Here is a 24,283-nt window from a genome sequence, read left to right as displayed (position 1 = left end):
AGTGCCCATGAGTAATTCATGGGCTTTTTTTATGAAAACTATCATATGAGTGTACGGTAACACATTGTAAGAAAATTTGTGTGCCAAACATTATAAGTGAGTAGAAAAAGTACGCTTACATCAGTATTTAAGTGTAAGAAAGGATAAAAGGAAAAACAAAATGGGTATCTCAGTTCTTATGTCGGTTTATAAAAAAGAAAAGCCTAGCTATTTTAAAGAAGCACTTATGAGTATTATAAATCAGACACTACAACCAGATGAAATAGTCTTGATAAAAGACGGTCCATTAACAGACGAACTAGAAGAAGTTATACTAGATTGTTTAGAAATATATCCTAATATTAAGACATTTCAGTTTAAAGAAAATGTTCAATTAGGGCTAGCATTACAAAAAGGTGTTAAAATGTGTTCTAATTCACTTATAGCGAGAATGGATACAGATGACATTGCACGAAAAAATAGATTACAATTACAATATGAATTTTTAAGAAAAAATACAGATGTAGCTGTATGTGGCGGTGCTATTCAAGAATTTTATGATAATGGTTCTTATAAGAGCGTTAAAAAAATGCCTCAAGGATTTCAAAATGTAAGAAATTATGGTAAATATAGAAATCCAGTAAATCATATGACAGTAATGTTTAGAAAAGATGCAATTTTAGATGCGGGAAATTACAGACATTATCCTAAATTAGAAGATTACGATTTATGGATTAGAACAATGGCAAAAGGATATAAATTAGATAATTTGTCAGAAATTTTAGTGGAAGCAAGAACGAATGAGGATTTCTATTCTAGACGTGGCGGAGCAGGATATGGAAAAAGATATTTAAAGTTACGTTCTTTAGAACATAAATTAAAAATAACGAATTTCATTGAATATATAATAAGTTGTATTTTGACAGTTGCAATGGTATATTCGCCAACCAAAATGAGAAAAGTATTTTATCGAAAAGCATTAAGAAGTAAAGGAGACAATTAAAATGGATAAGATTCTTACAATAGTTATTCCTGCATATAATGTAGAAAAATATATAGAAAAATGTTTAGATTCATTTATTGCAGAGACAGTTATAGATGATATAGAAGTGCTTGTTGTAAATGACGGTTCGAAGGATTCAACCGCTCAAAAAGCTAAAGAATATGAAAAAAAATATCCAAACACATTTAGAGTAATTGATAAAGAAAATGGTGGACACGGATCTACAATTAATAGAGGTATTAGCGAAGCTAAAGGTAAGTATTTTAAAGTTGTAGATGGAGACGATTGGGTAAATACACCTGAATTTCCTAGCTTTATTGAAACTTTAAAAAAAGTAGATAGCGATATTGTTGCATCAAACTACTATTGTATAGAAGATAAAACAGAAAAAATATTGGATAAAAGATATTCTGCATTAAATGAAAGTCATTATGGAAGAGCTTGGAAATTTATAGAAGCTGTAAGAGAGCCAATAGTAAAAATTCATTCCCTTACAGTAAAAACATCTATATTACAAGAAAATAATGTAAGAGTTGACGAGCATTGTTTTTACGAAGATGCGGAATATATTTTATATCCAATTCCATATTGTACAAATATATATTATGATAATCACTTCGTATATATGTATAGACTTGGACGAAATGGTCAAAGTGTTGACATTAAATCAATGCAAAAAAGACGTGGCGAGCACGAAAGAGTATTAAATTCTTTATTTGCTTTTTCACAAAGAAATAATAACATAGACACTTATAAAAAAAGATATATTGATTCGGGAATAGCGTTATCAGCTCAAAATCAATTCCAAATTTATTTGAGTATGGGAAATAAAAAAGGAATTAAACAGGAAATGATTGACTTTGATAAAAAAATGAAAAATAATTATCCTGGAGTATATAACGCTGTTACAAAAAAAAGTATTTGGGCCTTAAGAAAGTCAAATTACAAAATATTTGGATTAGGTTCATTAGTATACAGAATATTAAAATAAAAAAAGACTATTAACTGAGAAAAAAATAAAAAAAGGCGAATAAATAGACGCTTTAATGTCGCAAATAAGCGGAATTTGTGTTATATTATTATCATGTGAAAGAAGAGGTTAGAGAAGATTATGGATAAATTATTATCAATTGTTATACCAACATATAATGCAGAAAAATTTTTAGACAAAGGATTATCAACATTCATTTTAGACGATGCAGATAAAATGAAAAAATTGGAAGTACTTATCGTTAATGATGGTACTCCAGATAATAGTGTTGCAGTTGCACAGAAATTTGTAGATAAATATCCAGATACATTTAAGATTATTAATAAAGAAAATGGTGGACATGGCTCAGCAATTAATGAAGGTGTTAAGCATGTTACAGCTAAATTTTTTAAATGTGTTGATGCAGATGATTGGGTTATTACCAAGAATCTTGAGAAACTTATGGATGCTTTGGAAAAATCAGATGCAGATGTTGTTTTATCAAGTTATGTAGATTATGATATCTCTACTAAAAAATATACAAAAAGAGATATTGTAAATCGCGATTCAAATAAAGATAGAATATATTCTTTAAAAGAGATTATGGATATTTGGCCAGATATTTTTAATGGTGTACAGTATCATGGTATTTTATATAAAACAGATTTTTACACAAGCCAAAATTATAAATTATCTGAAGGTATTTTCTACGAAGATCAGGAATATGCAACAATGCCAGCATGTATGGCTAAGACAGTTCAGTTAGTTGAAGAAGAAGTATATGTGTATCGAGTAGGAGATGTTAACCAAAGTATTGCGGCTGAGAATCAGTTGAAGAGATTACCACATTTCCATAAGGTAATTGACAGTATGTTAAGCTATGAAGAGAAACTAGCGCAGTGCCCTGATCCTGAAGGTGCTAAATTATTTTGGGCTAAGAAAACATCAATGTTTATTGGAAGTTATTATCAAGTAGCATTAATAAAGAGTCCAGATAAGAAAAAATATAGAAAAGTTGTAGAACAAACAAATAGCAAAATTCAGGCAAGAAGTCCATATATGTATGGCTGCGTAAAAAATAAATACAAAGTATTTACTGTTTTTAATAAATTACACATGAGTGATGAATTTTATAATAGTAAGTTCTCTAAATTCTTGTTCGATATAAAACGAATTTGGAAATTAGATAAAAAATTGTATTATTAGAGGTAAGTATTGAGGTAAAGATAAATGGAGACTAAAAATAGACATGATTATTGGGAAATAGGTTTTTTACTAGTGTATGGACTTATCTTATTACATGATTTTTTAGATACTACCATGTTTATTGATAAGTGGCCGCCTAAGTTTGGATTGATTTTTTACGGATTGATAGCTTGTTATACAACTTTAAAGATTTTCTTTAACAGGAAAGAAATAACAAGAGCAGAGGCAATAAAATACGGCGGATTATTTTTGCTTTTTACAATTGCAGGTTTGATAAGTGGATATTCAGTATTGATAGAAATTGCATTTTTGATAATAGGTGCATCTAAAATTAATATTGATAAAATCCTACGAGTGTATTTCTGGGTTGGAACAGTTGTTATCGGTGCAGCATTTGTTGCTAGTATTACAGGATTGATTCCAAACCTGACTTATGAATTGCTAGAAAAAGGAACTAGAAGATCGTTTGGAGTAATATATCCAACTGATTTTTCTGCACATGTTTTATTTCTAGTTGTGGTAGGATGCTGTATACAGAACAGAATAGTGACAGTTATGGACATAATTATGACTATATTTCTTGCGAGATTTGTGTTAGTTGAAAGTGTAGCTTATACTAATTATGCATGTCTTGTTTTGTTCGCTTTTGTATTACTCTTTGTAAAAACATATGAGTTATCAGAAAAATATAAAGAAATGAATTATGAATCAATGACCTATAAGGAGTTTTTTGATATCAGAAAATATCCATTATTTAAATTGATAGCATTAATTCCAATGGCACTTAGTGCACTTATTATTTTTATGGCAGTTAAATTTGATCCAGCAAATTTAAAGTGGGCCGGTTTAGATCAAAAACTAAGTATGCGTTTGACATATTCATCGCAAGGTATAAAGAAATATAAAATAGGTTTATTTGGTAAATTTATAAAAGAGTGGGGCTTTGGAAAATCAACAGTTTACCACGAAAATTATTTCTTTTTAGATGATTCGTATATTAGAATTTTACTAATGTATGGAGCTATTGTATTAGCAACAGTATTGATAATGTGGGTTGTTATAGCTAAAAAAGCTCTTGAAGCAAAAAGACTAGTGCTTGTAGGAGCTATAATGGTAGTTGCTTTATCATGTTTCATGGAGCACCATATGCTAGAGATGGCATATAATCCACTATTATTGTTAGTTTTTGCAGATTTTAAATGTGATACTAGGAAAGAAAGTGTTTTTCTAGTTAAAACAGACAGCGGAAACATAATATAAAGTCGGAAAAGATTAAGGAGGAAATTATGTATCGCAAGAAAAATATAAACTGGATGAAACACTGGGATTTCGAAATTCTAGATATTATATTTATGGAAATTGCTTTCTTCTTATCATATAGTATTAGACACAAAGAAAGCTTATTACAAGGAGAGCAAATGTACACTAAGCTTGCTATAATTTTAGTGGCTTTAGATATTGTAGTTGTATTTTTCTCTCAGAATTATAAACATATCATCCAAAGAGACGCGTTAGCAGAAATTTTATATACAATTGAACATGTTACAATTATTCAATTGTTACTACTTTTATACGAATATGTGGTAAAGGAATCATACTTATTATCAAGAACAGTATTCTTGTTAAGTTGGGGTGTTTCTATTATTGCATGTAGTTTAGGTAGAATTATCTGGAAACAGGTAGTAAGAAAGATGCTTACAAAAGAAAAAAATCAATCAAATATGTTAGTTATTTCATCACAAGAACATGTTGAAAGTTGTTTAAAAGGTATTCTTAATAAAAAATTTAGACAATTTAAGATTTCAAGTGTTTCATTTTTAGAATCAGGTGAGAATCTACCAGATGAAGTGATGGGAATTAAGACTTTAAAAGGTAAAGAAGAACTAGTTGAGTACATCAAAAAAGATGTAGTAGATGAGGTTTATATTGATACATTCAGAGAAAAATTTGAAGTTGAAGATTTAATAAATACATTTTTGAGTATGGGTGTTACAGTTCATGTTGGAATGGGATTTTTACCAGATGATCTTCCAAATGAATTTGTTGAAAATATTGGGGATCAACATGTTATCACAACTGCAATTAATGCAGCTACAGGATGGCAAATCGCGCTTAAACGTTTAGTAGATATTGTTGGAGCATTAGTAGGATTACTTATAACAGGTATTGCACTTATTTTTGTTGGACCAGCAATAAAAAAAGCATCACCAGGTCCTATCTTTTTCAAACAAAAACGAGTAGGTAAAAATGGTCGTATTTTCTATATGTATAAGTTTAGATCAATGTATTTAGACGCAGAAGAGCGAAAAAAAGAATTAATGGCTCAAAACGAAATGAACGGATTAATGTTTAAAATGGAAAATGATCCAAGAATTATCGGTTCAGAAAAGGGACCAGGAAAAGGTATTGGTAACTTCATTCGTAAAACAAGTATTGATGAATTACCACAATTTTGGAATATTTTATTAGGCGATATGAGCTTAGTTGGTACAAGACCACCAACAGCAAATGAGTACGAAGAGTACGATTTGCATCATAAAATTAGACTTAGTATGAAACCAGGCTTAACAGGAATGTGGCAGGTAAGTGGACGAAGTGATATAACTGATTTCGATGAGGTTGTACGTCTTGACACTAAATATATTGAAAATTGGTCACTTTTATTAGATGTTAAAATATTATTTAAGACATTTAAAGTTGTTTTTGACAAAGAAGGATCAAAATAAAAAATCAGAGGAAAAAAATGAAAACATTAACTTTATCAATTGTAGTTTATAAAAATTATGGTGAAGTTGTTGAGGCAATAGAATCGCTAGAAAAATTTACTAGCGATTCTATTGATAAAACAATATACATCGTAGATAATACAGATTGTTCGACAGAAGAAGAATTTGCTAGAAGAGAAGAATTTAAAACACAGTTAAAACAATTTAAAGACGTTGAATTTAGAACTAACAACACAAATCAAGGCTTTGGTAAAGGCCATAACATGATTTTAGATGAAATCGATTCTAAATATCATGCTATTGTAAATCCTGATATTTTATTTAAAGAAGATGCATTTAAAGAAATAATAAATTTTATGGATGCTAATAGTGAAATTGGAATGGTTATTCCAAGACTTGAGGATGAGCAGGGTAATTTACAAGCTGTTTATAGAACTGAACTTACAATTTTTGATATGTTTATCAGAATGTTTATGAAAAATAAGTTCAAAAAAAGACAAGCTAAGCATACTATGCAAGATAAGGATTACACTAAAGTATTTGATGTTCCATTTGGACAGGGAAGCTTTTTAGTAATAAGAACTAATTTATATAGAAAATTAGAAGGTTTTGATGATAGATTTTTTATGTATTTAGAGGATGCTGATTTATGTAAGAGAGTAAATAAAGTATCAAAATTAGTATATTATCCAGGAGCTACTGTAATTCATAAATGGGAAAAAGGTTCACATAAAAACAAAAAATTATTTAAAATTCATGTGCAATCGATGTTTAAATATTTCTTTAAATGGGGATTTAAATTATTTTAAATCATTTGAATATGCATGATTAGATAGATTAGCGAGGTTATTATGGTATCAGTATGTATGGCAGCCTATAATGGTGAAAAATATATAAAAAAACAAATAGAGTCAATAATGGTCAATTTGACAAAGGAAGATGAATTAGTTATATCAGATGATTTTTCGACAGATAATACAAGAAAAATAATTGAAGAATTATCAAATAAGTATTCTAATATCCGATTAATAGATGGTCCTAAAGCTGGTGTTAAGAAGAATTTTGAGAATGCACTATTAAAAGCTAAAGGGGATTATCTTTTTTTATGTGATCAAGATGATATTTGGGAACCAACAAAAGTAAAAGAAGTTTTAGAAGTATTTAAGAATACAAAGGCATCTGTTGTGGTACATGATGCAGAAGTGTTTAACGAGAAAGAAGAAGTAACAATTCCATCATTTATTGAATATAGAGGTTCAAAAAATGGTGCCATAAAAAATATCGTTAAAAATTCATACATTGGTTGTTGTATGGCTTTTAAAAGAGAACTTTTAGAATATGCACTTCCTATTCCAAATTATATTGAGATGCATGATCAATGGATTGGAGTATTAGGAGATATTCATGGTGGATCATATTTTTACAAAAAGGTATTGTTCCATTACAGAAGACATGGTGATAATGTATCATCAATGAGTCATTATGGTGTTGGCAAAATGATAAAAAATCGTGTATTTTTCATGTGGGCATTATTAGTAAGAAGCCTACGAGGAAAAAGAAGAGTAAAATAAATTTGCAAGAGATTTAGAGGTGAAAAAATGACAGTTGCTGGTATTACATTATATAATCCTGAAAAAGATAGATTAAAAGAAAACATTGAAGCTGTAATTGATCAAGTTGATGCAGTTGTTTGTATTGATAATGGATCTAACAACATTGATGAAATAGAAAATACCCTTTTAAAGAATTATGATAAGTTATCAATTGTAAAGAATAATAAAAATGTAGGTATTGCAAGAGCATTAAATCAAATGTTTGAATTTGCAAAAGAAAATGGGTATGAGTATGTTTTGACATTAGATCAAGATTCGGTTGTACCTCAAAATATAATGTCAGAATATATGAAATATATGACAACATTAGATAAAGTAGGTTCACTTAGTCCACTTATTTTGGACAGAAATTATGAAGAGGTTGTTGGTTTTAAAGGGGATGTTGAAGAATTAGACAAATGTATAACTTCAGCATCACTAACATCAGTTAAAACATGGGAAGAAGTCGGCGGATTCTTTGAACCATTATTCATTGATTTAGTTGATCATGATTTTTGTGCAAAATTAGTTGAACATGGATATAAAATTTATAGAATTAACACAGTACATTTAATGCATGAAATAGGACATGGTAAAACAAAAAAAGTTTTCGGCAAGAAGTTTACAGTGTTAAATCATTCAGCTTTTAGAAAGTATTATATTGTTAGAAATAGAATAATTTATATGTATATGCATAGAAATTCTATTGATATAAAGGAAGAAAAGGGTAAATATTATAAGTTTTTTATTAAAACTATAGTTTGTGAAGACAAAAAAATAAAAAAATTATCAGCTATGATTAGGGGAGTAAAAGATGGAAAGGCTTTTGTAAAAAGTCTTAGACAGCAAGAGAAAGGAGAATAATATTGGGGAAAATAATTGAATGGTTGTTTTATGTATTGCTGTTTTCCTTTGTACTACCATCAGGATCTATTATTGGAATTCCTGTAAAAATTTTATTGGTGCTTGGAATTTTTGGCTGTATTGCAGTAGAAATGCTAAGACAAAATAAAATTGTAGTGGATCGGTATACAATAAGACTAATCGAAATAGTAGTAATTATGATTTTATGGGGAATATTAAGTATTGCAGGTGGATATACCCCTGGTTTGAAGACATTCCTTAAATCATTTTTTTCATTAATAAGTGTAATTATAATTGCATTGTTATGTTTTAAAAACAAATGGGTTGATATAGACAGAGCAATTAAAGTACTGTGGATGGCTGTTATTTTTTATGTGGGACTTAAGATTCTTATCGAGATGGCTCTTATAGTTCATGTGGTATCATATGATGCAGTAGGTGTTATTTTCGAAAAACTATTGAATGCCGAGTGGATGAGTCTTGAATTTAAAATGGGACCAATAACCTGTTATAGAATCACAACCTCAAATGATACTATACCTTTGATTTTAATGAGTATAGAGTTAGCTTGCGGCAAGAAGTCAATAAGTAGAAAATTCGCATTGATTGCAGTAATGGCAGCGTATTCGATGATTGTATATTCTAGGGTTGTAATAGTTCAGTTCTTAGCAATGGCATTAATTGGAATATTCTATTACTTCAAAAAAGAAGGATTAACTTATAAAAATATGTTAATAATTCTATCCGGAATTATATGTGTTTTACTAGCGGTTGCATTTTTATTCTTGTATAAAGATGGAAAAATTATAGAAAATGTTTCAGGAGCGCTAGAATATAGATTCTCAGGAACACAGGTTGAAGCATCTGACGGTGTAAGAAATGATCAATTTGAACATCTGTATGAAGGATTCTTAGAATCACCATTTATTGGTCATGGATTAGGTTCATATGTCAAAGATTTTATACGTTCAGAATCGAATCCACATAGTTATGAGCTAGAATATATGTCATACATGTATCAATTCGGTGTGATTGGATTTTTCTTAATTATAGGTGGATTGATTTATACATTTTTTGAAATAAGTGTTAAATGGTGTAAAGATAATATTGCAAAAATAATATTGTTATTAAATTTTGTGATTTGGCTGATTAAACCATTTTTTAACCCAGGATTTATGTCAAGTAGTTCTGGAATGACTATTGTAACATTTGCTCTTTTGGCATTGTATTATACAAAGTTAAAGGATGACAATAGGGTAAAGGAGATAAAAAGCTAGATGAAATATTACGTTATAAGCATAAGTAATTATGGAATTATAAGTAACTATATGCTAGAAGATTTAAAAAAATTACAAAATGTTGAATTCCTATATGAAACATATATTAAAGCAACATCAAGTAATAGATACATCAGAAAAATAGATTCTATTATAAAAAATTTTTACTACAAACTTATTTATAAAAAAAAGATGATAAATAAGATCATCAAGGATAACACATGTAGTAATAAAGAAAAGACAGTTTTATTTACAAATGAGGCGTTACAAAAAATTGAATTAGCAAATTTAGAACAATTACGTAATGCCGGAATAAAAGTTGTGATGTTATTAATTGACCCAATGTCAGCTAATTATCCAAGTGTATCCGTTGCTAAGTCATTAATGGAACAATTTAAATTCGATGAAATTATAACATTTGATCCAATTGATGCAAAAGAATATGGTTTTAAATATCAAAACACATTGTATTCGACTTTTAAATTTGATACAAAAGCTAGTAATGAAAAAGATTTATTTTATTTAGGTTGCGTAAAAGATAGATTTGATATGATGTTAAATTTAAAAAACATGATTAAAGATAATCAAGTGAACGTAGATGTAAAATTACTAGGATTAAATCAAAATCAAATTAATCAAATTGGTGAAGAATATTCAATGAATACATATTTGCCATATGATGAAATGTTAAGAAGAATGCAGTCATCAAAATGTATTTTAGATATAACACAAAAAGGACAAAGTGGTGTTACTTTAAGATATTATGAAGCAATTGTATATAATAAAAAGTTACTTACAAATAATGAAAATATTAAAAAGCTTCCATTTTATGATGAAAGATATATGAAATTCTATACAAATTTAGGCGATATTGATTGGGATTGGGTAAAAAATGATGATATGCCTAATTATAAATATAATAATGAATACAGTCCAATTCATATAATAGAAACATTGGAGGTAAATGATGAAAAAGAAATCAGTTAAAGTAAATGCGTTAATGAACACGATTCTTTCGATGTCAGCATTTATTTTTCCATTAATAACATTTCCGTACATAGCAGATACGCTTGGCGTAAAAATGAATGGAAAAATTAATTCGATTTCGACAATCGTTACTTATTTTTCAATGTTTGCGCAGCTAGGTATTCCAACATATGGTGTTAGAATATGTGCTCAAAATAGAAAGAATAAAGAAGAATTATCTAGAATAACGCAGGAAATTCTATTTATTAACTTAATTACAGCAGTGTTTGCATATGTTGTATTAGGTGGAATTACTATATTTATTCCAGAATTATATAGTGATAAGTGGCTTATTTTAGTAATGAGTTCAATAATTTTGTTAAATGCGATTGGTGTAGAGTGGTTATACAAAGCATTAGAAGAATATACATATATAACTAAAAGATCAATATTTTTCAAGCTTGTATCAATTGTTCTTATGTTTATTTTAGTACATAAGCCAAAAGATTATATGTGGTATGGAGCAATTTTGATTTTTGCATCATCTGCATCAAATATAATGAACTTAATTAATTTAAAGAAATATGTTACGTTAAAACCAGTTGGAAATTATAATTTTAAAAGACATTACAAACCTATTTTTATTTTCTTTGCATTAACAGTTGCAACAACAATTTATACTAATTTAGATATTGTTATGCTTAGATTTATGAAGGGCGAAAATGCAGTAAGTTATTATAGTACAGCTGTAAAAATAAAAACAATTTTAGTAAGTTTAGTAACATCAGTAAGTGCAGTTTTATTACCTAAAGCTTCAATTTTTGTAAAAGAAAAAAGAATGAAGGAATTCTATGAAATAATTGAAAAAGTATTAGATTTTTCATTATTAATTTCATTACCAGTAGTTATATTCTTTTCATTTTTTGCAAGAGAGGGAATTTACTTTATCGCAAACTACAAATTTGCTAAAGCAATAACACCAATGGTCGTAATAATGCCAAGTATAGTGTTTATTGCATTTACAGCAGTTACAGGTTACCAATTACTTGTACCATTAGGAAAAGAAAAAAATGTTTTGTATTCATCAATAGTAGGTGCTTTAGTTGATTTAGTACTAAATATTATATTTATTCCTAAATTCGGTCCAACAGGTGCATCTATAGGAACACTAGCAGCTGAGATTGCGGTATTTGTAGTGCAGTTTTGTTCAATGACGGAAGTAAATATTAAGCTTTTTAAAAAAATAAGCTATGGTAAGATTATAATTGCAAATGTATTGGCATTTGTTGCAGTGTTTTTAATAAAAGATATTCCGCTTAACATAAAATCAAGAGTACAGGATTTTATATATATGGCGATAGTTGCAACAGTATTTTTTGGGGTTTATGGAGTAGTTTTACTTGTATCAAAAGAAAAACTAGTCAAAGAATTATCAACACAGTTATGGGATATGGTAAATAGGAGGAAAAAATGAGAAAAGAAGTAGTAGTAAACGTTAAAGATATGCTTATGCGTATCGTATTAAAATGGAGATCAATTATTGTATGTGCAATAGTTGGTATGCTTTTATTAGATGGTGTAGGAATTTATAAATCACATAAAGAAGTTAAAGCAGCTAAAGAAATGCAAAAAATAGCACAAAAAGGTGGCAAAATATCTTATGATGATGTAACAGCAAGTCTTAATGAAGCAGAAAAAAAAGACGCAGAATGTAGATTTAATGCATATAAAATTTATTTAAATAAATATAAAAGTTACGTTGATTATTCAAATAAATCAATTTTGATGAACTTAGATCCTAATAAAGTTTATCAGCATAAATTTGTCTATAAGGTGTCACAGCCACAAGAAAAAAATGATGTTGAAACAACTTTAAAAAGTTTTTTAAGTGATAACGATATTTATGAATCATTTGTAAAAGATTATAAATTTGAAGATTCAAAAGAATATGTTTCTGAATTAGTTAGAGTTGGTGATAAAACATCAAAAATGTCAAAGAATGATAAAGTAGAAGTGAATGTTGCTAATGACAACTCTAAAGTAATTCAAATTACTGTAACAGCTTCAAATGATAAACAAGTAGAAGATTTGGCGAAAATTGTTGAAGATAAAATTGAGAACAATGCTAATTTAATTAAATCACAAAACGATGGAGTTACTTTAACAAAAGTAACAGATAGATTAATCAAAACATCAGATAATGAAATCTTAGAACAACAATCAAATGTTGCTTTAAAAATGGATAAAATTAATACATCTATAGTAAATAATTTAAATAACTTAGATGAATTATCAAGAGAATATTATAAGGCAATGGTTAAAAATTTATCATTAGATGAAAAAGATAACTTAGTATATATAGATACAACAGATGGCACAATTTCAACTGGAAATAGTAAAAATAAAAAAGTAGAAGTTGAAGTACCATCTTTACAACTAGTTAATAAAAAATTAGTTGTTCTTGGAGCAGCTTTAGGTATTTTCTTAAGTTTGATAGTTTTAGCCTTAAGATATTTATTAGACAAAACATTGAAAAATGAAACAGAAGTAAGAGATTCTTTTGGAATTTCTGTTTTAGGTGTTGTTTCAGTCAATGATAAAAAAGTTAGTAAATTAGATCAGAAAATTATGGGACTTTTTGGAAGAAAAGTGTTACCACAACAAGAAGTTCTTAAAAATATAAATCACAAATGTGTTGCATTAACTAAAGCAAAATGTTTAAGTTCCATAATTTTTATTAATGACAATGAAAATGTAAAAATGCAAGAAATAATTTCTAAGAACTTATTTAAAGATGTAGAAGTAAAATTTATGAACAGTAATGAATTTATTGAAGAAGTTGCAACTTCAAAGAATCCATTAAATGTTGTAGTTACTGAAGAAGTAAGTAAGACATCATATGTTGACATCGACGAACAACTTGAATTGTTTGAACAGTTAGGTGTAAATGTTATCGGTAGCATTGTTCTTGAATAGTTAGTTAATGCCTCAGAGGGAGGTCACATGACTCAAAAGATTTTTTCTAAACTTAAAGAAAGGAGAAAGATGCTACTAATTAGTATTTCAATAGTATTACTTGTAGCTATGGCAGCAGGTATACTGTTGAATAATACTAAGAAAACAAAGTGTGTTGCACAAATTGACGATCCGCAATATGAAATTGAGCAAGCAAAGAATGATTTGGCATCGAAAGAAGCTAGATCGGCAAATAAGATAGTATTTGATAATTTTAAAAATAAAAATATATCAGGCAAAGCTTGTAAAAATTTAAAAAGAGGCGTTGATATATCAGTATACCAAGGTGATATAGATTGGAAAAAGGCAAAAGCAGCAGGCGTTGAATTTGCTTTTATAAGAGTTGGATATCGTGGTAAGAGTGCACAGGGAGTGTTAGGAGAAGATAAAAACTATAGGAAAAACCTACAAGGTGCAATCGATGCACATATTCCCGTTGGTGTGTATATTTATTCTCAAGCAATTACTCAACCTGAAGCTGTTGATGAGGCCGAGTATGTTTTGAAGAGAATTGCTAACTATCATATTTCTTTACCAATTGTAATTGATTATGAGTATGCAGCCAATAATACAGGACGTTTATATGAAGCTAAATTATCTAAAGAACAGGCAACAGATATATGCAATGCGTTTTGTGATAAAGTTGAGAGCTTAGGCTATACAGGAATGGTATATGCAAATGCATCTATGTTAAGAGACCAGTTAAATGCTGACAAAATTGCTCAAAAACATAGAATATGGCTAGCAAATTATGTGGACAAAACAGCATATAAAGGCGAGTATGATTATTGGCAATGTAGTTCGACTGGTGACGCAAAAAGCTTTGGAATGAGTTCTACGTATGTTGACTTGGATTTCTGGTTTGATGACGGCTTAAAATCAAGACGTGATTATTCTTTGGTTTTCGATTCACAATTTTATGCAAATAAATACGCGGACTTAAGAGAAGCATTTGGCTATGATTATATAGCACTATATAGACATTTCCTAGATTATGGAATGGCAGAAGGACGCCAGGGAAACATGATTTTTGATCCTAAATTCTATAGAGAAAAATACTTTGACCTTTTATCTACATATGGAAAAGATTATAAAAAGTATTACGAGCACTTTATAGATTTTGGAATGGCAGAAGGACGTCAAGGTTCTGCAGAATTTAATGTTAATTCATATAAAAATGCAAACCTAGATTTAAGAAATGCCTTTGGAAAAGATTTAGAAAAATATTATAGACATTTTCTTTCTGAAGGATGTCATGAAGCGAGCAGAAAAAATACATTAACAGGATATGAAAATCAAATAGTTGGTTTTGTTACAAATTATAATGGAGTAGATTATTCTAAAGTATATGACTTTAATTATTATAAAGAACATAATTTAGTAGTTAAAGAAAAGTATAATTTAGATGATATCGGAGCATTAGAGTATTTTGTTACAAACGGAATAAAAAATGCTGAACAAGCAAATGAAATTTTTGATGTTGTTTCATATAAAAACAGATGGAAAGATTTAAGAAATGCGTATAAAGATGATTGGTCTCAATATTATATACACTATATTTATTGTGGCTCTAATGAAAATAGAGAAGCCACGGGATTTAGAGATAAAGTAGTAGATGCAACAGCATCATATAAAGGAACTGATTATTCTAAAGTATATGATTTTAATTATTATGTAAATAATAATCCTGATATAAAAGCCGCATTTAATTTAGATGAAAACAAAACGATTGAACATTTTGTTAATTGCGGAATGAATGAGGGTCGCCAAGCAAAAGAAAACTTTAGCGTAAAATCATATAAAAATAGATATGCAGACTTAAGAAATGCATTTGGAAATAATTTAAAAGAATATTATTTACATTATATGAGATGCGGAGCAGCAGAAAATCGTATTGCAACAGGATGCGATGATATGTTGATGGATTATGTAACAGTTTTAAATGGAAAAGATTATAAAGATGTATACGATTATAATTTTTACATTAAACACAATCTAGATGTAGCTAAAGCATTTGAAAATAAAAGTGATAAAGAAGTACTTGACCATTTTGTAAATTGCGGAATGAATGAAGGTCGTCAAGCCAAAGAGACTTTTAGCGTTAAATCATATAAAAACAGATATGTTGATTTAAGAAGAGCATTCCGTAATGATTATGTAAAATATTTCAAACACTATATGGAATCAGGAAAAACTGAAAATAGATTAACAACGGGATTTGATAACAAAGTTATAGAACCTGTCACAGAATTAGATGGTGTAGATTATTCTAAAGTGTATAATTATGAATATTATATAAATAATAATCCTGATGTAAAAAATGCTTTTGGATTTGATGATATAGCAACTTTAGAACATTTTGTTAATAACGGAATGAACGAAGGAAGACGTGCAAGTGAAAACTTTGACGTCAAAGCGTATAAAGATGCAAATCCTGATCTTTATGTAAAATGTGGAGATGTTCTTAAAAATTATTATATGGAATATTTAAAAAATTAAACATTTATTAAAGCAAGCGACTTTTCTTTACGGAAGGTCGCTTCTTTTATTGCAGTAAGAAATTTAAATGTGATTTTTTTGTGAAGAATTATTAAAAATAATGACAAGAAAAAACATAAATGTTATTATATAGGGTGAGATAGAGTCTTTTTTGATTCTTGATTATAATTTAATACTTCATCCACGCAACAGGGGATAGCCTAAACTATAAAAAAGAAGGGAATGATGAAAAAAAATGAAAAAAAGATTTTTAAAAGCGAGTTCATTGCTTTTAACTACGTCTCTTGGTGCAACATTTGCTTGGTATCAGATCCCGAGCTCAGATGTCAATAGTGGACAGTTAAAGAAGCAGATTAAGGAACAAGCGGCTAGTTTTGTGACAACGAATAATGAGGCATATAATGATATTAAGAAAGCCCATGAAGAGCCAACAGAAGTGTCAATAGCCAACACTAATACGAGCACAAAAGTAGACAATTCAAAGGATGGCGCTAATAATGATATTTCAAAGAAAATAACAAATAACGTTGTTACGATGGATGGAGATGGAAATACTATAACAACAAATAGTATCGAGAAGGCATTAGCAGATGCTGATCAGGATTTAGGTAAATATACTCTAAATCCAGGAGAAAGTAAGCTACAAACCTTTAAGAAAACTTATCAAGCTAACAGAAACATAGTTATAGTTCTAGATCCAGGTCATGATGCAACTCATGGTGGAACTAGTGCAGGCGGAATGGCTGAGGCTGATATTAATTTTGATATAGCAGTGGCTTGTCGAGATGAATTAAGAAAATATTCAGGCGTTACTGTATATATGACAAGAAATAGTGCAAGTTGTCCACATCCAGGGACATCTTCAGGGGATGATAACTATCAAAGAGTTGTATATGCTAAGAGCGTAGGTGCCACAGCATACATTGCATTACACTGTAATATGTCATCTAATGCAGGAGCAAACGGCGCAGAAGTATATGCTCCAAACTATGGATTAAATAGTACAATCGGTCAAATCGGTCATGCATTATCCCAAGCAGCTGTAAATGAATTAGCAAAACTTGGACTTCACAATGGCGGAGTTAGAACAAGAAATTCAGAAAACGGCACAAAATATGCAGATGGATCTATAGCAGATTACTATGGAGTTATAAAAAATAGTAAATTAAATGGTTTCCCAGGAATTATCATTGAACATGGTTATCAATCAAATGCATATGATATGGGTAATTTCTTAGGACCAAAATCAGGTAGAACTAGATTAGGTATAGCTGATGCAACAGCAATTGCTAAATATTATGGCTTAACTAAAGGTTTATCGTATGAAGGCGTTAACATGAAGCCAGTCTTTGATAAAGAGTATTATGCTAATAAGTATCCAGATCTTAAAAAAGCATTTGGAAACGATGAAATGGCATTATATAGACACTTTATCGATAATGGTATGAATGAAAGACGTCAGGCAAGTGCAAACTTTGATGTTAAATCATATTATAATGAGTATTCAGATCTAAGAGGCGAATTTGGTAAAGACTGGAGTAAATATTATAAGCATTTTGCTGAATTTGGTAGCAAAGAAGGAAGACATGGAACAGGATGTACTAGTCTTAAAGGATTTGTTACTAAATATAAAGGTAAAGATTATTCAAAAGTATATGATGGTTCATACTATGTTGAACATAATGCAGATTTAAAAGGTGCATTTGGAACAGATGAATTTAAATTAATAGAGCATTTTGTTAATAACGGAATGAGAGAAGGCAGACGTGCAAACGAAAACTTTGATGTTAAATCATACAAAAATGCAAACTCTGATTTAAGAGATTCCTTTGGAAATGATTTTGTTAAATACTTTGATCATTACATGACAATGGGATATAAAGAAAATAGAGTAGCTGTTAATTGTAATGAAGTAGTAAGAATTACATCATTTGATGGTAAAGACTATTCTAAGGTATATAATTACAATTACTATATGGACAAATATCCTGATTTAAAAAATTATTTCAAAGATGATGATTATAAAGCACTTGAACATTTTGTGAAATTTGGTATTAATGAAAAACGTCAAGCAATAGCAAACTTTGATATTAAATCATATATTAATGCAAATTCTGATTTAAGAGCAGCATATAGAAATGATTTTAAGGCATATGTAAATCATTATATATCAATGGGATTCAGAGAAAATAGAACAACAACAAATTGCGATAAAATTTATAATCCAGTAACAACATATAAAGGTGTAGATTACTCAAAAGTATATAATTACGAAGATTATATAGCATTTTATGAAGATATTCGTAAGGCTTTTGATTGTGATGATTATGGCGCACTTGAACATTTTGTAAGATTTGGCATGAACGAAAAACGTAAAGCAAGTTCAACATTTGATGTTGTATCATACAAAAATGCGAATTCAGATTTAAGAGCAGCATTTAAAAATGATATGAAAAAATACTATGAACATTATATGTTAATGGGATATAGAGAAAATAGAACAACTACAAATTGTAGTGAAGTTAAGAATCCTGTCACAACATATAAAGGTGTAGATTACTCAGATGTATATGATTACAATTATTATGTAAATAATAATTGTGACATTAAGAATGCTTTTGGCGGTGACGATGCTTTAACACTTGAGCATTTTGTAAAATGTGGTATGAGAGAAGGTCGTCAGGCAAGTGCAACATTTAATGTAAAAGCTTATGCTAATAATTATAGCGATTTAAGAGCAGCCTTTGGAAATGATTTAACAAGATATTATATGCATTACATAAACAATGGAAAATACGAGAATAGAAAAGGAGTATAAATACTTTGAAGAATTTTAAAAGAAAATTATTTAGTATTTTACTAGTCTTTACTTGTTTAATTTCGACAGTGTTTATGAGCGGCTCAGTGGAATCAGTAAAAGCTAATTTATCTGATCACTTGTATCCAATAATGGGCAGCCCAAGTGTAACAGTTAATCAAATGATTAATTACTATGAGAAACACGCAAAGTATCCAAGTGATTATCAGAATTCTGATGCACCAACTATTTATCATTTTTGTAAAATCTATATGGAAGAATGTGAAGCTGAAGGTGTAAAAACAGAAGTTGCATTCGCACAGGCGATGAATGAAACAGGCTTTTTGAAGTATGGTGGTGATGTTCATCGTAGTCAATATAATTTTGCAGGAATAGGTGCAGTTGGTGGCGGAGCTCAAGGAAATAGTTTTAGAAGTGTAAGAGAAGGTGTAAGAGCTCAGGTTCAACATCTTAAGGCTTATGCATCAATTCAAAAGTTAAGAAATCCAGTAGTTGATCCAAGATATAAATATGTATATTCAGATACAAGTCCTAAAGCACCTTATGTTCAATGGTTAGGAATTCAAGAAAACCCTAATCGTCAAGGATGGGCAGCAGCTAAGAATTATGGATATACATTAGTTGATCGCTATATAGCAGAATTGTTAGGAGTATCAACATTTAGTACTTGGTATGCAGGTGTTAACTATGCTCCAGTATACGATCCAGGTTATTATAAAATTCATAATCCAGATGCAGCAAGAGCATATGGTAGTAATTCAGATTCACTAATTAGACATTTTATTAATAATGGAATGAGCGAAGGAAGAATTGCAAACCCTAATTTTGATGTTAAATCTTATATGAATAGATATAAAGATTTAAGAAATGAATTTGGTAATGACTTAAAGAGATATTACATGCATTACATTATGAATGGACAAAAAGAAGGTAGAAATGCACTAAATTGCCCAACTAGACAAGGTGGTGGAGTAACAAAGTATGCTGGAAAAGATTACTCACTAGTATATAATTATGAATACTACATTCAAAATAATCCAGACGTAAAGAATGCTTTCAAAGATGATGACATTGCAATATTAAGACATTTTATTAATAATGGAATGAAAGAAGGCAGAAAGTCTAGTCCTAATTTTGATTGGCTTTCATATAGAAATGCATACGCTGATTTAAGAGTAAACTTTAAAAATGATAAGCAAAGATATTATTTGCATTATATTAGCAATGGTAAAAAAGAAGGTAGAAAAGCAACAGGTGTAACTACTTTACTTAATCCTATAACAAAGTATGCTGGAAAAGATTATTCAGCTGTATATAATTACAATTATTATATTGAGCATAATAAGGATGTTGCGGCAGCTTTTCCAAATGATGATGTTGCTACACTTAAACATTTCGTTGAATTTGGAATGAAAGAAGGAAGACAAGCAGCAGAGAATTTTAATTTCCAATCATACAAATATGAGTATAAAGATTTGAGAGAAGCTTTTGGACATGACAAAGAGCGTTACTATTTACATTATATTTCAAATGGACAAAGAGAAGGTAGACAAGCAACAGGAGTGACATCAATCCGAGATGGCGTTACTTCTTTAAATGGAGTAGACTATTCATTGATTTATAATTACATTCATTATATTGAAAATAATAGTGATGTTGCTGCATCGTATCCAAATGATGATGAAGCAGTTCTCAAACATTTTGTGGAGTATGGAATGCGTGAAGGTAGAAATTCTATTGAAGGATTTAATGTTCAAGCTTATAAAGAGAATAATGTAGACTTAAAAGTCGCATTTGGTGATGATCTCGCAAAATACTATGAACATTATATGAGAATAGGTCATACTGAGAATCGTATCCATAATTAAAAGTAAATAAAGATAGTTTTAGAAAAGATTCTAGATAATACCGATCTTAAAAATCAGATTATATTTGGTGAGTAGAGGTCGGTATTTTTTTCTAATAATAAAAAGTATTAAAGGAGTATAATAAAAATAAAATATAGAAGCATAAAAAAATAATGAAAAACAGTGAAAATGGCGATAATAAACGTTGTAGAAAACTATTTATAAAGGAGAGATGAAATGAAAGAATTGATGAAAGTGTTTTATGAAAGGAGTAAGATTTTTCTATTTGCGTTTATAGCAACAGCTCTTGGAGTTATAACTTTTCAAACAGAAAAAGTTATGGCATCAGAAAACGAAAGCGGCTATAAGCAGCCTGTTTTTGAAAAAGTAGATAATTTAAAAGATTATCTACAACAAGAAGAAAATAATGACGGCTATAGAAATTTTGAAACTCAATATTATGCAGATCCATATTGGTCAAGATATGGTGCACGAACACATTATAATAAATTAAATTCAGCAGAAAAAAGATTGTATGATGGTTTATACGGAAAATGTGAAGAAGTATTAAACAGTACAAAAAATTGTGATATAACAGGTAATTCGTATACAGTTGGGTTAGTAACTTACGATGGAACAAGCATTAGTGAAAATCGAGCAAAAGATATAGCTGTTATTTTTACGATAGATAATCCGCAATTTTTCTTTTTGAATAATGTATTTACATATGGTAATTATAACGGTAATACAAAAGTTATAACACCAAATGTATATAGTGATTTTGCAAATGGACAAAATAGAAACAATGCAAAACAGGCATTTAAAGCACAGTTAGATAATTGGTATTCAATCGCAAATAGTTATCCAACTAAACTGCAAAAATTAAGAAAACTAGAAGTACTAATTGATGAAAGTGTTACATACGTAAATACACAAAAAGACCAAAGTGCATATAGTGCAGTAGTAGAAAAAAGATCTGTTTGTTCAGGATATTCAAAAGCATATGAGATGTTAAGTAATGCCATGGGAATAGAAGCTGCTTGTTTGACTAGTGAAACACATCAGTGGGTTACCATTAATTTAAGAGAAGTATGGTATGATGTAGATGTAACGTGGGAAGATGATGATGTAAACGATGGAGTATCGAATTCTATTAAATATTTTTTAAGACCTCCTTTTGGTGATAGGGAACATATAGTACAAAGTTTATGGAATGGATTAGAACCAAGAAGAACAGCACCTACTCCATTATGGATGAGGATTTTTAACAGTATGTTTTACTATAATCGTTATAGTGATGTTGCAAGCGTTATAGGAAATAATGAAGCTAAATTATTTGATCATTTTATGCAGTTTGGGATGAATGAGCAAAGAATAGGCGAATCATCATTTAATTGTAAGATATATATGCAAAATTACCCAGATTTAAGAAATGCTTTTGGAAATAATTATCCTTTATACTATGAACATTTTTTATTTTACGGAGTAATGGAAGGACGAAATGCAATTTCGTTATTACCAAGAAATAAAATAACAAGCTATGGAGGTACTAATTATTCGGCAGTATATGATCCAGATTATTATGCTAATAATAATCCAGACTTGAAAAAAGCATTTGGAAATAATGATGAATTACTTATAAAACATTTCGTTGAATTTGGAATGAGAGAAGGAAGATATTCAAAACAGAGTTTTAACGTATATTCATACAAGAATGAATATCCAGATTTAAGACGTGCTTTTGGAAGTAATTTAGAAAAATATTATAGACATTATATTGAAAATGGTGAAAGAGAAAATCGTCACACATCAGGTATGGAAAATAAAATAGTGGGAGCTATGACTGTTTTAGATGGCAGAAATTATGCTGTATTATATGATGCCAATGAATATGTAAATAAGTACGGTGATTTAAAGAAAGCATTTGGATACGATGAAGAAGCACTTCTTAGACATTTTGTGGATTATGGAATGAAAGAAGGTCGTCAAGCAAAGACAAGCTTTAATTTAGAAATATATAAATCAAATTATGCAGATTTAAGAAAAGCATTTGGAAATAATAATAAAGAGTATTATATTCATTATATTAATTATGGAGTGAATGAAAAGAGAAATGCACAAAGTAAAATATAATAGAATTATAAACAATATTAAATGAGAATTAAGAAAAAATATTAAAAATAAAATCTCTATCTATTCTATAAAAGTTTAGATAGAGATTTTTTAATTATATAAATAGCTTATAAAGACATACTTAAGAATACATTAAAAATAATAATCGATATAAGCTTAATTTATTACAAAACGATATAAAATATAAATAAAAAAACTCAAATATGAGTTAATTATTTTTGTAGTATTACTAATTTTTAAATTCTATAAAGGAGGAGAAAATGATTAATAAAAATTTTAAAAAGAAACTTTTTGGTGTTGTTATGACAACAACCCTAGTGTTGACAAATGTGATTCCGACGGCAACAGTTAAAGCGGAAGCAGGTGGTACATATCCTACGTATTACCAAGGTGTAGATTATTCACCAGTATATGAGTATGATACATATGTTAAAGAGAATGTTGATGTTGCGATGTTTTGCAAGGGAGATAAGCAAAAAGCATTAAAACATTTTGTTGAATTTGGAATTAAAGAAGATAGAATAACAAGTTCGAAATTTGATTGGAAGAGTTATAAGAATAGATATGCTGATTTAAGAAGTGCATTTGGTAATGATAGATATAGTTATTATAAGCATTATCTTGATTACGGAATTAATGAAGAAAGAGTTGCTACAAAACAAGATTCATATGAAGTTATGAATCCTATAACCAAATATAATGGAAGGGATTATTCTAAAGTTTATGATTATGCTAAATATAAAGAGTATCCTGATTTGGCAAAAGCATTCGGAGACGATGATATAGCATTATTAAAACATTTTGTTGAGTTCGGTATGAAAGAGGGCCGTAATGCAAAGGATGGTTTTGATATTGTATCTTATAAAAATGCAAATCCAGATTTGAGAAGAGCGTTTGGTAATGATACAGAGAGCTATTATCTACACTATATTTATAATGGATTTAACGAAAATCGTAAAACATCAGAGCAAACAGATGAAATAATAGATCCAATAACAACATATAATGGTGTTGATTATTCGTTAGTATATGATGCAAATGCATATTATAATAAATATAAAGATTTACAAGATGCAATTGGTCTTGATGAAGTAGGATTACTAAAACATTTTGTTGAGTTTGGAATGAAAGAAGGCCGTGAGGCTAGTTCTAATTTTAAAGTTCAACAGTATAAAAACAATTACGAAGATTTAAGAGGTGCATTTGGTAATGACTTAAAGAAATATTATATGCATTATATTATATTTGGTCATGCAGAAGGAAGAAAAGCTGATGGACCTTTACCAGACCCAGAACCAGAACAACCATCAGGACAACCAGGAACAAGTGGCGAATAAAACCCCGGCTGATTAACAGGCGGAGTAAGTGTCAAAAGCTAGTAAGATTCA

The 24,283-nt window shown here is 29.1% G+C and carries 17 protein-coding genes; all 17 read left to right on the top strand.

The genetic code is table 11. The annotated features are described in order from the left end of the window. Positions 1-160: 160 nt before the first annotated feature. Entirely contained in the window at positions 161-982 is an 822-nt protein-coding gene (locus BMY79_RS00150; protein WP_022748628.1) for a glycosyltransferase, read from the top strand. 1 nt (position 983) lies between these two features. Beyond that, positions 984-1,973: a glycosyltransferase family 2 protein gene (locus tag BMY79_RS00145; protein ID WP_074730266.1), complete on the top strand. Its 990-nt coding sequence runs from the start codon at positions 984-986 to the stop codon at positions 1,971-1,973. 120 nt (positions 1,974-2,093) lie between these two features. After that, positions 2,094-3,158, top strand: coding sequence for a glycosyltransferase family 2 protein (locus BMY79_RS00140; protein WP_022748629.1), 1,065 nt, complete (start codon positions 2,094-2,096; stop codon positions 3,156-3,158). 24 nt (positions 3,159-3,182) lie between these two features. Then, positions 3,183-4,418 (top strand): hypothetical protein, encoded by a 1,236-nt coding sequence (locus BMY79_RS00135; protein WP_029066959.1) that lies wholly within the window; start codon positions 3,183-3,185, stop codon positions 4,416-4,418. A gap of 26 nt (positions 4,419-4,444) precedes the next feature. After that, the gene (locus BMY79_RS00130; protein ID WP_027421910.1) at positions 4,445-5,884 is read left to right on the top strand and encodes a sugar transferase; all 1,440 of its coding nucleotides are present in this window, start codon (positions 4,445-4,447) and stop codon (positions 5,882-5,884) included. Positions 5,885-5,901: 17 nt separating this feature from the next. Continuing rightward, the gene (locus tag BMY79_RS00125; RefSeq protein WP_022748633.1) at positions 5,902-6,693 is read left to right on the top strand and encodes a glycosyltransferase family 2 protein; all 792 of its coding nucleotides are present in this window, start codon (positions 5,902-5,904) and stop codon (positions 6,691-6,693) included. A 42-nt stretch (positions 6,694-6,735) separates the two neighbouring features. After that, positions 6,736-7,455, top strand: coding sequence for a glycosyltransferase family 2 protein (locus BMY79_RS00120; protein WP_022748634.1), 720 nt, complete (start codon positions 6,736-6,738; stop codon positions 7,453-7,455). A 27-nt stretch (positions 7,456-7,482) separates the two neighbouring features. After that, entirely contained in the window at positions 7,483-8,340 is an 858-nt protein-coding gene (locus BMY79_RS00115) for a glycosyltransferase family 2 protein (protein ID WP_074730265.1), read from the top strand. Between the two features lie 2 nt (positions 8,341-8,342). Further along, positions 8,343-9,617 (top strand): O-antigen ligase family protein, encoded by a 1,275-nt coding sequence (locus BMY79_RS00110; RefSeq protein ID WP_022748637.1) that lies wholly within the window; start codon positions 8,343-8,345, stop codon positions 9,615-9,617. Further along, positions 9,618-10,604, top strand: a complete 987-nt coding sequence (locus BMY79_RS00105; protein ID WP_027421912.1) for a WaaS/CpsH family glycosyltransferase — start codon at positions 9,618-9,620, stop codon at positions 10,602-10,604. Further along, the gene (locus tag BMY79_RS00100) at positions 10,585-12,057 is read left to right on the top strand and encodes a flippase (protein WP_242941472.1); all 1,473 of its coding nucleotides are present in this window, start codon (positions 10,585-10,587) and stop codon (positions 12,055-12,057) included. The genes BMY79_RS00105 and BMY79_RS00100 overlap by 20 nt, the downstream gene beginning before the upstream one ends. Next, a complete protein-coding gene (locus tag BMY79_RS00095; RefSeq protein ID WP_029066963.1) occupies positions 12,054-13,559 on the top strand; it encodes a hypothetical protein in 1,506 nt (501 codons plus the stop codon). Before BMY79_RS00100 ends, BMY79_RS00095 begins: the two co-directional genes overlap by 4 nt. 27 nt (positions 13,560-13,586) lie before the next feature. After that, the gene (locus tag BMY79_RS00090) at positions 13,587-16,097 is read left to right on the top strand and encodes a glycoside hydrolase family 25 protein (protein WP_074730263.1); all 2,511 of its coding nucleotides are present in this window, start codon (positions 13,587-13,589) and stop codon (positions 16,095-16,097) included. 235 nt (positions 16,098-16,332) lie between these two features. After that, on the top strand, positions 16,333-18,915 hold the full coding sequence (locus BMY79_RS00085; RefSeq protein ID WP_074730262.1) for an N-acetylmuramoyl-L-alanine amidase family protein: 2,583 nt from the start codon (positions 16,333-16,335) through the stop codon (positions 18,913-18,915). 86 nt (positions 18,916-19,001) lie between these two features. Then, the gene (locus BMY79_RS00080; RefSeq protein WP_242941471.1) at positions 19,002-20,783 is read left to right on the top strand and encodes a glucosaminidase domain-containing protein; all 1,782 of its coding nucleotides are present in this window, start codon (positions 19,002-19,004) and stop codon (positions 20,781-20,783) included. Between the two features lie 216 nt (positions 20,784-20,999). Continuing rightward, positions 21,000-22,895, top strand: a complete 1,896-nt coding sequence (locus BMY79_RS00075) for a transglutaminase domain-containing protein (RefSeq protein WP_027421916.1) — start codon at positions 21,000-21,002, stop codon at positions 22,893-22,895. Between the two features lie 260 nt (positions 22,896-23,155). Next, positions 23,156-24,232, top strand: a complete 1,077-nt coding sequence (locus BMY79_RS00070) for a hypothetical protein (protein ID WP_074730260.1) — start codon at positions 23,156-23,158, stop codon at positions 24,230-24,232. Positions 24,233-24,283 lie beyond the last annotated feature (51 nt).

Origin of the sequence: Lachnobacterium bovis, assembly GCF_900111325.1 — a bacterium.
GTDB lineage: Bacteria > Bacillota > Clostridia > Lachnospirales > Lachnospiraceae > Roseburia > Roseburia bovis_A.
Note: the sequence above shows the minus strand (reverse complement) of the source record. Positions and strands in the feature narration are given on the sequence as shown.